18 protein-coding genes and 9 tRNA genes are annotated in these 14,281 nt (G+C 42.2%); 20 read left to right on the top strand and 7 right to left on the bottom strand.

Annotated features, from left to right (window positions below; genetic code table 11):
* The first annotated feature begins 17 nt into the window (after window positions 1-17).
* Complete coding sequence (locus WC080_00695) at window positions 18-359, top strand: DUF488 domain-containing protein (protein MFA7243795.1); 342 nt, start codon at window positions 18-20, stop codon at window positions 357-359.
* Here WC080_00695 and WC080_00690 read toward each other — a convergent pair.
* The 5 genes from WC080_00690 to WC080_00670 form a co-directional block, all read right to left on the bottom strand.
* Window positions 356-793 carry an NUDIX domain-containing protein gene (locus WC080_00690; GenBank protein MFA7243794.1) on the bottom strand — a complete coding sequence of 146 codons (438 nt, stop codon included), beginning with the start codon at window positions 791-793 and terminating at the stop codon, window positions 356-358. The genes WC080_00695 and WC080_00690 overlap by 4 nt on opposite strands.
* A 13-nt stretch (window positions 794-806) precedes the next feature.
* Window positions 807-1,130, bottom strand: a complete 324-nt coding sequence (locus tag WC080_00685; protein ID MFA7243793.1) for a hypothetical protein — start codon at window positions 1,128-1,130, stop codon at window positions 807-809.
* A gap of 218 nt (window positions 1,131-1,348) precedes the next feature.
* Window positions 1,349-1,564 (bottom strand): DUF2752 domain-containing protein, encoded by a 216-nt coding sequence (locus tag WC080_00680; protein MFA7243792.1) that lies wholly within the window; start codon window positions 1,562-1,564, stop codon window positions 1,349-1,351.
* A gap of 163 nt (window positions 1,565-1,727) precedes the next feature.
* Entirely contained in the window at window positions 1,728-1,934 is a 207-nt protein-coding gene (locus WC080_00675; GenBank protein MFA7243791.1) for a TM2 domain-containing protein, read from the bottom strand.
* 107 nt (window positions 1,935-2,041) lie between these two features.
* On the bottom strand, window positions 2,042-2,209 hold the full coding sequence (locus WC080_00670) for a KGG domain-containing protein (protein MFA7243790.1): 168 nt from the start codon (window positions 2,207-2,209) through the stop codon (window positions 2,042-2,044).
* A 218-nt stretch (window positions 2,210-2,427) separates the two neighbouring features.
* Between WC080_00670 and WC080_00665 the strand changes: the two genes are divergently transcribed.
* From WC080_00665 to WC080_00635, 7 genes are all read left to right on the top strand, one after another.
* Window positions 2,428-2,501, top strand: a tRNA-Gly gene (locus WC080_00665).
* Window positions 2,502-2,772: 271 nt separating this feature from the next.
* Window positions 2,773-2,848 (top strand) — tRNA-Thr (locus tag WC080_00660).
* A 6-nt stretch (window positions 2,849-2,854) separates the two neighbouring features.
* On the top strand, window positions 2,855-3,178 hold the full coding sequence (locus WC080_00655) for a hypothetical protein (protein MFA7243789.1): 324 nt from the start codon (window positions 2,855-2,857) through the stop codon (window positions 3,176-3,178).
* Window positions 3,178-4,695: a glycosyltransferase family 2 protein gene (locus WC080_00650; protein MFA7243788.1), complete on the top strand. Its 1,518-nt coding sequence runs from the start codon at window positions 3,178-3,180 to the stop codon at window positions 4,693-4,695. The genes WC080_00655 and WC080_00650 overlap by 1 nt, the downstream gene beginning before the upstream one ends.
* A gap of 15 nt (window positions 4,696-4,710) precedes the next feature.
* Window positions 4,711-5,148 (top strand): GtrA family protein, encoded by a 438-nt coding sequence (locus tag WC080_00645; protein ID MFA7243787.1) that lies wholly within the window; start codon window positions 4,711-4,713, stop codon window positions 5,146-5,148.
* Between the two features lie 8 nt (window positions 5,149-5,156).
* Window positions 5,157-6,989, top strand: coding sequence for a glycosyltransferase family 39 protein (locus tag WC080_00640; protein ID MFA7243786.1), 1,833 nt, complete (start codon window positions 5,157-5,159; stop codon window positions 6,987-6,989).
* A gap of 7 nt (window positions 6,990-6,996) precedes the next feature.
* Complete coding sequence (locus tag WC080_00635) at window positions 6,997-7,731, top strand: dolichyl-phosphate beta-glucosyltransferase (GenBank protein MFA7243785.1); 735 nt, start codon at window positions 6,997-6,999, stop codon at window positions 7,729-7,731.
* Window positions 7,732-7,856: 125 nt separating this feature from the next.
* Here WC080_00635 and WC080_00630 read toward each other — a convergent pair whose 3' ends face one another.
* Window positions 7,857-8,351 carry a hypothetical protein gene (locus WC080_00630; protein ID MFA7243784.1) on the bottom strand — a complete coding sequence of 165 codons (495 nt, stop codon included), beginning with the start codon at window positions 8,349-8,351 and terminating at the stop codon, window positions 7,857-7,859.
* 250 nt (window positions 8,352-8,601) lie between these two features.
* Here WC080_00630 and WC080_00625 point away from each other — a divergent pair.
* The 8 genes from WC080_00625 to WC080_00590 all read left to right on the top strand — a co-directional run bounded on the left by WC080_00625 (window position 8,602) and on the right by WC080_00590 (window position 9,964).
* A tRNA-Pro gene (locus WC080_00625) sits at window positions 8,602-8,678 on the top strand.
* Window positions 8,679-8,807: 129 nt separating this feature from the next.
* A tRNA-Gly gene (locus tag WC080_00620) sits at window positions 8,808-8,883 on the top strand.
* A tRNA-Arg gene (locus WC080_00615) sits at window positions 8,884-8,959 on the top strand.
* 111 nt (window positions 8,960-9,070) lie between these two features.
* Window positions 9,071-9,145: transfer RNA gene (locus WC080_00610), tRNA-His, on the top strand.
* A gap of 18 nt (window positions 9,146-9,163) precedes the next feature.
* Window positions 9,164-9,700, top strand: a complete 537-nt coding sequence (locus WC080_00605; protein MFA7243783.1) for a hypothetical protein — start codon at window positions 9,164-9,166, stop codon at window positions 9,698-9,700.
* Window positions 9,691-9,767 (top strand) — tRNA-Arg (locus WC080_00600). Before WC080_00605 ends, WC080_00600 begins: the two co-directional genes overlap by 10 nt.
* 1 nt (window position 9,768) lies before the next feature.
* Window positions 9,769-9,843, top strand: a tRNA-Lys gene (locus tag WC080_00595).
* A gap of 46 nt (window positions 9,844-9,889) precedes the next feature.
* Window positions 9,890-9,964: transfer RNA gene (locus WC080_00590), tRNA-Glu, on the top strand.
* 72 nt (window positions 9,965-10,036) lie between these two features.
* On the opposite strand, the gene WC080_00585 is transcribed toward WC080_00590, so the two are convergent.
* Window positions 10,037-10,414 (bottom strand): VOC family protein, encoded by a 378-nt coding sequence (locus WC080_00585; protein ID MFA7243782.1) that lies wholly within the window; start codon window positions 10,412-10,414, stop codon window positions 10,037-10,039.
* A gap of 100 nt (window positions 10,415-10,514) precedes the next feature.
* On the opposite strand from WC080_00585, the gene amrS reads away from it, so the two are divergent.
* From amrS to WC080_00565, 4 genes are all read left to right on the top strand, one after another.
* Window positions 10,515-11,384 carry an AmmeMemoRadiSam system radical SAM enzyme gene (amrS, locus tag WC080_00580; GenBank protein MFA7243781.1) on the top strand — a complete coding sequence of 290 codons (870 nt, stop codon included), beginning with the start codon at window positions 10,515-10,517 and terminating at the stop codon, window positions 11,382-11,384.
* A gap of 160 nt (window positions 11,385-11,544) precedes the next feature.
* Window positions 11,545-13,068, top strand: coding sequence for a ribonuclease Y (gene rny / locus WC080_00575; protein ID MFA7243780.1), 1,524 nt, complete (start codon window positions 11,545-11,547; stop codon window positions 13,066-13,068).
* Window positions 13,069-13,084: 16 nt separating this feature from the next.
* Window positions 13,085-13,873: a TIGR00282 family metallophosphoesterase gene (locus WC080_00570; GenBank protein MFA7243779.1), complete on the top strand. Its 789-nt coding sequence runs from the start codon at window positions 13,085-13,087 to the stop codon at window positions 13,871-13,873.
* A 23-nt stretch (window positions 13,874-13,896) separates the two neighbouring features.
* Window positions 13,897-14,169, top strand: coding sequence for an HU family DNA-binding protein (locus WC080_00565; protein MFA7243778.1), 273 nt, complete (start codon window positions 13,897-13,899; stop codon window positions 14,167-14,169).
* Window positions 14,170-14,281: the final 112 nt, after the last annotated feature.

Raw genomic sequence — 14,281 nt, 5'->3', positions numbered from 1 at the left:
TATTTTATTCTGTTATTATGGATATTATTCTCAAACGAATTTATGAACCAGCGAGTAGAAATGACGGCTTTCGAGTTCTAGTTGATCGGTTGTGGCCAAGGGGAATAAAAAAAGAAGAAGCGAAAATTGATCTTTGGCTCAAGGAGATTGCGCCGTCAAACGAGCTTCGAAAGTGGTTCGGCCACAACGATGACAAATGGTCAGAATTCAAACAGAAATATTTTTTAGAACTTGAGTCGAATAGGGGAGAGCTTGAAAATTTGAAAAAGCACAAAAATATTACCCTGTTATTCGCAGCAAAAGATACCGAGCACAATAATGCTGTTGCCATCAAAGAATATACTGAGAAAAAATTTTAGAATATTTTATGATTCAAATAGTGATCTAGCACCTGTTTGCTTGGTGGAAAGATATTTTCCGGAATATCGGCGATTGGAAACCAGCGCCACTCGATGATCTCATCCGGCTCGCAAACTTTCGGCTCTCCGGAAAAATTTTCCGAGAGAAATCCCAGTGTGATGAAATGCTTGTCCGCGGTGATGTTTTCTTGAATGCTGATAAGTTTTAGTTTATCTTTGGCAATCTCGATCCCAGTTTCCTCTTTTGTTTCACGAAAACAAAGATCAACCAGTTTTTCTTGAAAATCCATCTTTCCGCCAGGCATTGTCCACGTGCCCTCGCCATGAAGTTCGGAACTGGCTTTTTCTGCATCTTCATTCCGCAAACCCAAAAGGATCTTACCGCCACGCAGAATCATTACTCCGACGCCAACTTTTGTTCTTTGTTCAGACATGTTAAATAAAAAGTTAATTTTCTTCTATGGGGCCGTCACTCTCGGGCGTTGCCTCGATGCTGCTGCGAACCTCCGCAATGCGTCTTTGTTCTTCTTCGCGAGCGCGCTCCTGTTCTCTCGTTATCTCTTCTGTGTGCTCGGCAGTTTCAACTTGAGCTTCGGCAGCTCTTTGTTGTAATTCGTGTGATATTGGTCTTCCCGGGTTTTGTGTGCCTTCTATCTGTTCCCCTTTTGCTAATTGTCGCGAAACCGGATTGTCTGGTTCTGGAACACCCATTTCTTCGTATTCGCTTAGCTCGTCGGCGGACACACCGCCTCTTTCAATTCCACGCTTCATTGTGCCTCCAGTGAATTAAAATTATTTTATAAATTATTGTTCTGAATATTCTATGAAAAATACTATATAAATATTATAACTGATTTTTCAAAAAAACTATTTTAATACAAATGACAATAAAAAACGTAACAATTCTTCCGTGACCGCGGAAGAATTGTTACGTTTGGTCGGAATGAAAGTTTTTGATTTGAAAAAAGTTATCATTATTGAAGTCGAAATTATTGTCGGGTAATTTTATATAAGTGGATTATGCTTGAAATTATCAAATACAGCACAACCAAAGACAAGGGAACCACAAGAATGTTATAGTCAATTGCAGCATGCAAATTACCATGCATCAAGGCCGATAACGCATGGGTCATCCCACAACCTGGGCAGCGGCAGCCGACAAAAAATCCTGAGGAAGGACAATGGCTGCCGAAAAATAGAGGCATAATAAATCGTTGTATCGGGCAATGCCATAGTGAATTATTGAACCAAAAGTTTTCCGGGACCGCGGCCTCGACTATCAGAATAGACGATAAAACAATGAGAACGCTTTGTGGCGTTCCCATTGATATAATTTCAATAAATTTAGAAATTATTTTTTTCAAAAAATTAAGCTTCCCATTCAATTCCGGGGAACGGGTGCTTTGTTGCAATAAGGATGATATCTATAATCCACCATATGCCACAGCCACCGGCAGTGATTAATTTCAAAATTCCCAGCCCCACTTGTCCCATCATAAATCTGTCCACGCCTAGCTGCCCGACAATGATTGACAAAACAAGTGTCAGCACCCAGTTTAGTTTCCTTGTCTCCATCTTCTCCCTTCTTTATTATTCTTTTTATTATTTTACAACACAAAAAAATCCCTATCAACTTTTTCAAAATTGATCATTAATTTTTATTTAAAAAATCAAAATTGCAGCTACTTCAGTCCGCCTTTGCGCCCGGCGATTCTAGCTTCCTCGGGTGTGAATTCATGAGCTGTACCCTTGGCATGGGAGGCTTTGCCGCCCATGCTGGCAATTTTCTTCCGTTTTTCTAGGCTCATAGATGCAAATCCGCGTCTTTTGATTCCTGCTTTTGTTGGCATTTTCATCTCCTCCCGTTAAAATAATAATTGAATTTATTCTAAGGTTAACTATACCATTACCTTTGAATAAAATAATTAGGACTTCTAACAATAATATATAAACCATAGTTGAAAAATAGCTGAGATTTAGATAAAGTGTTTTATTGCTAGCACAGATTAGTTTAGTTGACCTGCTTCACTTCGTCTATTTCGAGCGGTTTGAAGCAGAATGCGTTAATGCGGGATTAGTTTAGTGGTAAAATGTGTCCTTCCCAAGGATAAGTCGCCGGTTCGATTCCGGTATCCCGCTCCAAACAATATCAATTCTGGCTGCCCCGCGGAACGTAATCGCGAAATTGGGGTAACTGTTTACCCCGAGTTTGTCGAGGAGCTACAAATGCATTGTGTAATCCCCTAATATTTGCTATCTTTATGAGTGAATTATGAGGGGATTTTTGATTCGCCAGCGTAGACCCAAGCCAAAGGAGCCAATGGCTACCCGTTGGGTCTTTCCTTCGGGAAAGGGTACCCTTCGGGTCTCAGTCGATAGAGCAATGCTTTCGCCCGCCTGTTAGTCGCCTATTGCCGAAATAGCTCAGTTGGTAGAGCAGCACTTTCGTAAAGTGAAGGTCCCGGGTTCGACTCCCGGTTTCGGCTCCAAACAATATGAAAATATTATTTGAAAACATTAAAAATTGCCTTTGGAACGATTTATTCAATCGATATTTTGTCATTGTTGCCGCAGTTTCTGGGATTATCGAATATTTCATTTGGACAAAAGGAATTACAGATAATGGTATTTTTGTATATACTCGCCTGAACTATTATCCAATTCAACTTCTTCTGGTAATATTAATATTGCATCTTATATTATCCATATATTCGTATAAAAAAGACGAACATATTTCTCATCTTCTTTTGGGTGCATTGCCATTTTATAGTATATTTATCTTCGTGCTGGAAATGTTCTACATTTATGGGAATAAATAATGTCAAACTGGAAATACAAACGATTTTTTGAAATTTTACCTGGCGCGATTGCCTGGGTTGTGATTATATCCCCATTGTTTCTGGCTTATTATGCCCCAAGGTTTTTGGCGATAGTGCTTCTGTTTTATGTCACGTTCTGGCTTGTGCGCACATTCTTTATGTCATACAGGCTCATTTTGGGTTATAAAAACTACAGAAAAGACACAAAGATTGATTGGTTCGCCAAATTGAAGCAGCTTCCGCCAGACAAGAGTTACAAGGATATATGGCACCTTGTGATCGTGCCAACATACAAAGAAGACATCGCCATACTTGAACACTCCATCCAATCTGTTTATCAATCAAACTATCCAATGGACAAAGTCGTTTACGTTTTGGCAATTGAGGAACGCGCCAAAGAGCAAGCAGAGCCATACGGAAAAATCCTTACTGAAAAATATAAAGATAAAGTTGCAGATTATTTGGTTATAATGCACCCGAAAGATATGCCAAACGAGATTATTGGCAAAGGGCCAAATATCACGTATTCTGGCAAAATCATGCTTGAATATTTCAAGAAAAAGAATATTCCCTTGGACAATGTTATCGTGACCAATATGGATGCCGATCACAGAATGGACAAAAATTATTTGCCCTGCCTCACTTATTTGTATCTTACTGATCCTGATCCGATTCATAAAAGTTTTCAGCCATTACCGATGTTTTTCAACAATATTTGGGATGTGCCGATGCCGATGAGGCTGATTGCGATGGGTTCATCTTTTTGGCAGCTTATCGTGGCTACCAGGCCTTCGCGCTTGCGCAATTTTTCTGCACAAGCTCAAAGTATGGCTGCGCTGGAAATGACTGATTTCTGGTCAAAGCAATCTGTTGTTGAGGACGGCCATCAGTTTTGGAGAAGCTATTATCGTTTCAATGGCGACCATGATGTTGTCCCGCTGTACACTCCGATTTATCAGGATGCAATCTTGGCCGGAGATATGAAATCAACGATCAAAGAGCAGTATCTCCAGAAACGAAGATGGTCTTGGGGGGTTTCCGATATACCATATGTGATGGAACACACTATCAAGGACAAAAAAATCCATTGGATAGATCGCTGGTCAAATGCTCTAATACTCTGGGAGTCGCATGTATCGTGGTCAACGGCCTCAATCATTTTGGCAACGGCGTCTTGGTATCCGCTTGTATTGAACGGTTCTTTCAAAGAAACGGTAATGGCCTTCTATTTTCCATTTATTTATAGAAGAATTTTATATATTGCATGGATCGGTATGATCGTCACTCTCACAATCTCAACTTTGCTGGTCCCACCATATAGAGGCAAGAAACCAATCCGAAGGATTTTCTTGGACTGGATCCTAACGCCGATTGTGATGCCTATTACCAGCATTGCTTTCTCGGCCATTCCTGCTCTTGAATCACAGACTAGACTTATGCTCGGAAAATATCTAGAATTTAGAGTGACAATAAAATCAACGAAGCGCACCAGTATTGAATCTGAGCTGGCGCAATAATAGGAATGGAGCGTTATGAAAAAAAGTGAGGGGAGCAGAGGGCTTATTCAGTTTGTTAAGTTTGCCGTTGTCGGAGTCTCGAATACTGCTGTTGATTGGATTGTTTACTATATTCTTATCAATACGCTACTTACAGAAACTCTTGAAAAGTCGATTGCCAAAGCGATTTCTTTTGTTGTCGCCGTCATAAATTCATATATATGGAATACGATTTGGACCTTCAAAAAAGAATACCAGAAATCAGTCGGTAAAAATGGCGAGATTGGGACTAAAAGCGCAATATTTTTTAAATTTTTTATTGTTTCATTGATCGGCTGGGGTGTTAATTATGTTGTATTTCGTGCAACAATTGGTAAATTCTCAAGCCGTGACATTGTCGCTCTGATCTTTGCATCTGGCGCTGCAACACTCTGGAATTTCTTTGCCAATAAATTATGGACATATAGAAAGTAGAGGTACTTATGTCAACCTTAGCCAAACTTACAAAATCCGATAAAAATTTCATCACCATTCTTCTTGCTGGCGTCATATTGCTTTCGATGTTTATAATTGCTCTTTTCTCTGCTATGGGAAACTCCGGAATAGTTGATGAAATTGCACACATTCCGGCTGGATATTCTTATGACAAATATCATGATTACCGCCTCAATCCGGAGCATCCGCCGATCGCCAAGGCATTGGCTGGGGTTCCTCTCACATTTCTCAAATTAAATGGGCTGAAAGCCGATTGGAGCTGGGATGCAATTAACCAGTGGGAATCTGGCTGGTATTTTCTTTATGAGGCAGGAAACAATCCCAAAACCATCCTTTTTTGGTCGCGCCTTCCGATGCTTTTATTGATGCTTGGGCTTGCAGTCTTACTTTTTACTTGGGCAAAAAAATCATGGGGGCGGAAAGCCGGGCTATTTGCTCTCTTGTTGATTGCTTTTTATCCGGATATTTTGGGCCACGGCGGACTTGTTACCACCGATATCGCAGCTGCATTTGGGTATCTGATCGCTATATTTGCTTTTGATAAATTACTGGAGCGGCGGACGTTTGCCTCGCTTTTGTGGGCAGCTGCAGCGTTTGCCTTAGCGCAACTACTAAAATTTTCAGCCTTTTTATTATTTGCCATCTTTTTAATTCTTGTTATCGCCCGAGCATTTATGGATCGTACAGATGAGGTAAGATTTTGGCCCAAATTCTGGAGCTATTTCAAATCATATTTTTGGACTTGCGCAATCTCTCTGGTCATCGTAACCATTGTTTATATCCCCTTTGTATGGAATACGCCACCGGCAATCGAACACCAGGTTATCGAGAGCAATCTAACATCCAATCCAAGCACCCTTGTTTTTCGAAACTTTTTGCATCATTTTGAAAATAATCCTTTTACTCGCGCTCTTGGCCATTATCTTTTAGGAGTAATGTTGGTCTTGAAAAGAGTTGAGGGTGGTAATGCGGTATATATTCTCGGCAACCTTTCAGATAAAAGCATTAGCTGGTTTTTCCCTGTAGCCTGGCTCATAAAAACTCCCATCCCAATAATCATTTTAGTTTTTTGGTCGATTATTACGGCAATAGTGTTCAGAACAAAAAACAAAAAAGACCTTTGGGAAAATTGGCTTTTATTGACTCCGATTGTGGTTTACTGGGCTTTCACGCTCAAGGGTCAATTAAATATCGGCATCAGGCATCTTATGCCGACCGTTCCATTTATGGTTTTATTTATCGCCAAGCAAATGCAACGATATTTGAATAAGCCATTTTGGACCACTCAATCGATTGTGATTTTTGGCCTTTCTGCCTGGCTTATTGTTGATGTTCTTTCGTACTATCCGCAATATATAGCCTATTTTAATAACGTCGTACCTCGAGATAAACGATATGAATACATGACAGACTCATCGCTTGATTGGGGCCAAGATTTGCTAAGATTGAAAGATTATGTGGATGAAAACAATATCGATGCTATCAAGGTTGATTATTTTGGCGGCTCAGTGCCACAATATTATATTCCGCAGGCTGAGGATTGGCACAGCTCATATGGGCCAGCCACCGGCTGGCTAGCAGTTTCCGCGACTTATTACCAGTCATCGAAACTTTACGGGCCACAAGAGGGCAAGTGGTCATACGATTGGCTGGATAATTTCACTCCGACTGCTGAAATCGGCGGGTCTATATTGGTTTTCCATATTACCCCACAGGATTTGAATGAAAATCCGCCAGAATCACCTTATCCAATCACTCACACTGATCTGCCAGGAAGCCTAACAATTGATCGCAGCAACATTATTATTAACAATAATTAGGGTAGTTATGTCGGAAGAATTTTATCTATCAATCATTATTCCCGCCTACAAAGAATCACATCGCATTCACAAAGTTCTTGGGGCAATAGAGAAGTTAGAAAACAAAGTTGATTATAAAATCGAAACAGTCGTAGTAGTCGATGGTGCACCGGACAACACAGCAGAAAAAGCTCATGAATTTGATGATCGGCTGAAAAATCTTGTAATCATCGATCGAAAAGAGAATAAGGGAAAGGGATACACCGTGCGAGAGGGTATGCTTAAATCCCATGGCAAATACAGGCTTTTTGCCGATGCGGACAACTCAACGCCCGTTGAACAGGTCGAAAAGCTTTTGGAATATGTAAAAGATTATGATGTCGTAATCGGTTCACGCTATGTTGAAGGTGGCAAGTTAGCGATTCCACAATCATTTGTACGAAAAATGGGAGGCAGAGCGATCAATCTGGTGATTCGTGCTACAGCAATCTCTGGAATACATGATACCCAATGTGGTTTTAAATTATTTTCCGAACGTGCAGCTGAACGTGTGTTTTCTAAGGTAACCTTTGAGCGATGGAGTTTTGATATAGAAGTTTTGGCCATTGCTAGAAAATTTGGATTCAAAATTAAAGAAGTCGGTATTACGTGGTATGATGATCCGCATTCACTAGTAAACCCAATAAAAGATGGCTTGCGCATGATGAAAGATTCTTGGCAGGTACGCAAAAACATCCGGGCGGGAGTATATAGAGAAAAATAACTAAAAACTTATATCTAATATCTAAAAGCTAAGGACTACTGACTACTTGCTACGAACTAGCGCCCTAAAACGCACTCGGCCTCCCCGCAAAGGGAGGCCGAAGTGTTCGTTGTTGTGGGCCGTGGTTAGGCCGCTTTGGGGACGAACTTCATCCCCGATGCGTAGTAGTACTCCATGCCGAGGATGCGGTTATGCAGGTTACGCATAGTGCACTCGAATCTCTGGAGCAGGTCATCATGGCAGCTATGGGCTGCAGCGTACCACGCCGGCTCTCCGGCCAAGTTGGTGACCTCGCACTGAATGGCGACGGCGCTGTATACGACGTTCGCCACCACCAACGCCTGGGACGCCTGGCTGAACAGGTCTCTCGGTGCGTAGTAGACGATCTCCGGCAAGTCTGGCCTCGTGTTCACGCCATGGCAGACGCGTATTCCCGTGTTGGCTACGATCTCGTGCACAGCCTTGATCACATCGGGGTGTTCGGCGTGGAAAGCCGATGAGGCCCCGATCGATACCACCGGGGACTCGACACAACCGAGGAGGCGGTTGATTGCGACTGCCTGGTACATCTCCGGAGTCAGCTCACGGCACAAGGCTTCCACAAGCCGTTGCCGCATCATGGGACTAATGGGACCTTTGATTACTGGCACTGGCGCCATCTCCTTGTTCTAGTGTAGGGGCCTGTGGTCGCAATTTTTATATCACAAAAAACTAAATACGTCAACTTTGTTTCAAAACACGTTATCATTTTAAAAATTTGTACGTTTTAGTTATCGTCTCTACTTTAATTTTTCCGTTAAGGTTGATTGACTAGATGACCAATTTCGTGTATGATATTATGGTACTGCAAGAGGGAATTTTGTTGTTAATCGGGGTGTGGCTCAGTTGGCTAGAGCACCGCGTTTGGGACGCGGGGGTCGTCGGTTCGAGTCCGACCACCCCGACCAGGATGTCGGGCAAGAATGGGAAAGGGTCGGAAAACGGGAGTTTTCCGCAGTCGGAAGGATCTGGAAACCGAGGGTGTCCAGAAGGCAAAGCCGCGTGAGATGTCCGACCACCCCGACCAGAGAAGCAGTGCGGGTATCGTATAGTGGTTTATTATGCCACCCTTCCAAGGTGGAGAGGACGGTTCGATTCCGTTTACCCGCTCCAGCCCGCGTAGCTCAGTGGATAGAGCAACTGCCTTCTAAGCAGTGGGTCGAAGGTTCGATTCCTTCCGCGGGTACCATGCCCCAATAAATCGGGGCGAGTCGAAAGTGAAAAGTTGAAAGTCTATAAAGTAAATTCAGAAGACTTTATGAACTTTACAAACTTTATGGACTTTTGACTAATGCATATGGCGGCCATAGTGAAGTGGTTATCACGGCAGTTTGTGGCACTGCAATCATGGGTTCAATTCCCGTTGGCCGCCCCATAAAGATAGCTGGTCAACTTGACTCCAAATCCACTAAAAAAACCTATCTGTATTGCTTTTGCTGGCATGGTCGGCACGTCAAAAACACCGATTGCTACTTTTCTTTCTTGGAATTTGGCTTTGCCCATATTCAGCAACGACGCAATTAGAAGCGAAATTCACGAAGATACAAGGTCAAAAATTCTAGATCAGGAATTATTTGTTCGCACTAGGGATGATCGACTTAAAAAGATAGTTAATAACAGAACAGATTTCATTTTAGATGCAAGCGTCGATCGAAAATGGAAAAATGTAAAACAGCTGCTTTCAGATTCTGATTATAAATGGTTTGTGATTAGTGTTGATTTGACCAAGCAATTTGTCAGAGAATTATATCAATACAAAGAATATGCAAACACAATGTCTCAGATCGATAAATTATATACAGAACATGATGAATTTCTGAAATCATATAGCAACGATGTAACATTAACAATTAATAACAACAATTTCTCAAATCGGATGGAAATCTGTCTTTCCGAAGTTAAGAAATTTATCAATAGTATGCGCCCTTAGCTCAGCGGATTAGAGCGCCACGCTTCGGACGTGGAAGTCGGGGGTTCGAATCCCTCAGGGCGTACCATGGATTGCTAGCTCAATGGTAGAGCAGTGGCCTCTTAAGCCATTGGTTCTGGGTTCGAGTCCCAGGCAATCCACCATTCGATTCACCTTCCTGTGATGGATCGCTCACGGAAAACCAGTTGAGGCGCCATCGTCTAGTGGTTAGGACACCACGCTTTCAATGTGGTAACAGGGGTCCGATTCCCCTTGGCGCTACCAAAAAATGCTCAGCCTATTGACTGGGCGTTTTTTGTTGTGGAATCGGACGACGTAATTTTTGTAATATAAAGTCTATTTTGCGGTTGAGTCTTGATCCATGATTCCGAAAATGTTGCCTTCGGTGTCCATAAAATACTGGTGCCAACCATAGCCGGGAATGGCGTGCTTTTCTTTTATGGAAATTCCGCCATGCATTTTGATAGTTTCGGCGTACTTATCAACAGAGTCCACCGGAATCGAGTCAACAAAACCAGTGATCTTGGTCCTTGTATCCACCATTTTTCGGTTCATTATTCCGCCACCGATGTCATCGTCGGATTCCTGCTGAATCATCCAATACTCGTAATCGTCGCTGGTTTTATTTATCTTCCAACCAAAAATACTTTCGTAAAAATATTTCGCCCTTGCATTATCGTCGGCTAAGATTTCGAACCAAGATATTTTAGCCATGCCGTCTCCTTTGTTATAACAAAATCGTAAAATACCTTAATTAAAAAATCTTTAGGATTTGCCACAATTTTTGCCGTATAAAATTTGATAAAATCAAATTATGAAAGAAGCTTTGATCTACAAAAAGTTATCCGGCAAAAGAGTGCAATGCGGTGTTTGCAACCATTTTTGCAAAATTTCCGATGGTAGTAGGGGAGTGTGCGGCGTACGGGAAAATAAGGGGGGGAAATTATTTGCCTTAAATTTTGGCAAATCAATTGCCGTCTCCCTCGACCCGATTGAGAAAAAACCGCTCTATCATTTTCTTCCTGGGACATTCACATATTCATTTGCCACGGTCGGCTGCAATTTTCGCTGTGATTGGTGCCAAAATTGGGAAATATCGCAAGGGCATAAACCAGCTGGTAACATCCCCGGCGAGGAGATTTCGCCGGGTGAACATGTCGCTTCTGCGATTAAAAATGAATGTCCATCGATTTCATACACTTACACAGAGCCGACGATGTTTATTGAATACGCGCTTTCCACAATGAAGCTTGCTAAGAAAAAAGGATTGAAAAATATTTGGGTTTCCAATGGGTACATGTCGGATGAGTCGCTTAAATTAATTCTTCCATATCTCGATGCGATAAATGTCGATCTGAAATCTTATAAAGACAAAACATATCAGAAATTTTGTGGCGCGAAGCTCGAACCCATTTTGAAAAACATTGAGATGATCTACAAACACAAAGTTTATTTGGAAATAACAACACTGATAATCCCAGGCCTTAATGATTCGCAAAAGGAATTAACTCAAATCGCAGAATTTATTGCCAAAAAATTATCGCCCGAAACCCCTTGGCACATCTCACGCTTTTTTCCGGCTTGGAAAATGACCGGAGAAATTACTCCGAGAAAAACTCTCGAACTGGCACGAAAAATCGGCCACAAAGTGGGGTTGAAATATATTCACATTGGAAATATCTAATTGACGAAAATCGAAAATTTCTGTATGCTTTTATCGAAGGGGATTCAGATTTTAAAATACCTATTAACTACTTTTGACTTTAGATATACCATATCGGGCATTCAAATTATGAAGGGCTAGAATTGTAATATTGGTATATCCAGTCTCTAGAAAGGGAACCATGATTAATCTAATTCTGACCGCAATCGCCGGCCTTCTTGTTGGTGGAATTGCTGGTTTTGCATTGTGGAAGGTCCAGTCTGGCAACAAGATTGCGAGTGCAGCAGCAAAAGCGGAAAAATTAGTAGAAGACGCACGGACCAAAGAAAAGGAAATTCTACTTGAGGCCAAGGATGCAGCGATCAAAGAAAAAGAGGAAGCAAAAAAGGAAGTGGACAAAAAGGGAAAGTATTTGGAAGATTTAGAGCGAGAGTTGCGCCGCAAGGAATCAGTCGTAGATAGCCGATTTGATGAGGTTGATAAACGCGGCAAAGCGATGAGCACCAAGGAAAAACAAATTGAAGAGATTAAAAACACTCTGCGAGAGCTTCGAGTAAAACAAGAAAAAAGTTTGGAAAAAATTGCCTCAATGAGCAAAGATGAGGCAAAAAAAGTTCTTCTTAATGTTGTTGAGAAAGAGGGGAAAGAGGATTTGATTAAAAAAATCAAAGAAGTTGAAACATATGTGAAGGAAAACGCTGATGAGAAGGCTCGAGAAATAGTGCTTTCAGCGATGCAACGAATTGCTGCCGAGACCGCCTCTGAAAATACCGTCTCGACCGTTGCCTTACCGTCAGACGAGATGAAGGGCCGCATCATTGGCCGAGAAGGTAGAAATATTCAAGCATTTGAAAAAGTTACCGGTGTTGATCTTCTTATCGATGATACGCCGGAGGCAGTAGTCTTGTCTTCGTTCGATCCGATTCGCCGCCAGGTAGCCAAAGTTACACTTGAATCACTCATCGCCGACGGCCGAATTCATCCGGCGAGAATTGAAGAAGCTTATGCCAAGGCCAAAGAAGTTGTAGCTGCTGATATTAAGAAAGCCGGTGAAGAGGCGGCAATTGAGGTTGGCGTAGCCGGCCTGCCACCGGAGATTTCACGAATACTCGGTCGCCTAAAGTACAGGACTTCTTATGGACAAAATCAGCTTCATCATGCGGTTGAGGTGGCAAAAATAGGTGCGCTCCTTGCTGATGAAATCGGTGCTGATGCGGCGCTTGCCAAGAAAGCGGGTTTGCTTCACGATCTTGGCAAAGCCGTTGATCACGAAGTTCCTGGTTCACATGCAGTTATTTCGGCTGATATTGCCCGAAAATATAAGCTTCCAGCCGACCTTATTCATGCAATTGAAGCCCATCACGAAGATGTTGAGATCAAGACCAAAGAAGCGGCTATTGTTCAAATTGCCGATGCTATTTCGTCTGCCAGGCCCGGCGCTCGTCGCGAGTCGACTGAATCCTACATCAAACGCCTTACCGAGCTTGAGCGCGTCGCTAACTCATTCGATGGCGTTGAGAAGTCGTTTGCAATACAGGCTGGCCGTGAAGTGCGTGTCTTGGTTCAGCCGGAGGAAATTGACGATCTCGCATCTGCCAAGCTAGCAAAAGAAATTGCACGAAAGATTGAGGAAGAGGTCCAGTATCCGGGTCAAGTGAAGGTTCAGGTCATACGAGAAGTAAGAGCAGTCGAGTTTGCGAAATAATTCGAAAATCAAATTTATGGCAGAAAAGACATTAAAGATATTATTTATCGGTGATATTGTTGGAAAACCAGGCAGACGCGCGGCGAAATTGATGATTCCTTTACTTCAAGCGAGCGAGAAGGTAAATTTAGTCATCGCCAACGGCGAAAACCTCGCTTCTGGTAAGGGCATGACTTTTGGCAAATATGAGGAAATGATCGAATCCGGCATTGACTATTTTACTTCCGGCAATCATATCTGGAATAACCAAGATATTGTTGATCATCTTGGCGACCCATCTCTTCGGGTGCTGCGCCCGGAGAATTATCCTGACAATATGCCTGGATCAGGCGTTCGTGAAATCGAAGACGGGCTAGTGCTGGTCAATCTCCAGGGACGAGTCTTTATGGACGAGGAACTTGCCGACCCATTCAAAATTGGCCGTGACATTGCTGAAAAATATGCCGACAAAATTATAATCATTGATTTTCACGCTGAAGCTACGAGCGAAAAAGTTGCTCTAGGATTTTATTTGGATGGCAAAGTATCAGCCATCATCGGCACGCATACTCACATTCAAACTGCTGATGAGAGAGTTCTTCCTGATGGAACAGCATATATCAGTGATGTCGGCATGACTGGACCGCAAGATTCTGTCTTGGGTGTGAAAAAGGAGATTATCATTGAAAAATTCTTGACACAGCTTCCAAAGTCTCATAAAGTAGCAAGTGGAGAGATGATTTTGAACGCTGTGATAATTGAAATTGATAAAAAAACCAAAAAAGCGCTAAATATAAAAAGGGTATCGAAAGTTATTAAGCCTTGAGCGAAGTAAATAGAGAGGATGTTATGAACAAAAATGAAGTCATCAACGAGGTAGCAAGAAAAACCGGACTATCTCGAAGAGAAGCTGAGGTCGGAGTGCAGACAATGCTCGATCTTATTGCGAAAGAGATCGCTAAGGGTGGAAAGGTTACTCTTACAGGATTTGGCACGTTTGATGTTGGCAAACGCAAGGCTCGATCTGGCGTGAACCCACGAACTGGTTCGCCGATCAAGATCCCTGCTTCGAAAATGCCAAGATTTAAACCAAGCCGATCACTTAGGTCTGCAGTCAAATAACAATCTGACAATTCTATAACAAAAACGTCCGCGAGTACTCGAGGCGTTTTTGTTTATTCAGAAAAAATCACCAATTGAATGGTGTTTTTTAATGTCGTTTTATCTTAATCCT

This window comes from Patescibacteria group bacterium, assembly GCA_041674405.1.
Classification (GTDB): Bacteria; Patescibacteriota; UBA1384; order XYA2-FULL-43-10; family XYA2-FULL-43-10; genus JBAYVT01.
This window is presented reverse-complemented; position numbering and strand designations above follow the sequence as displayed.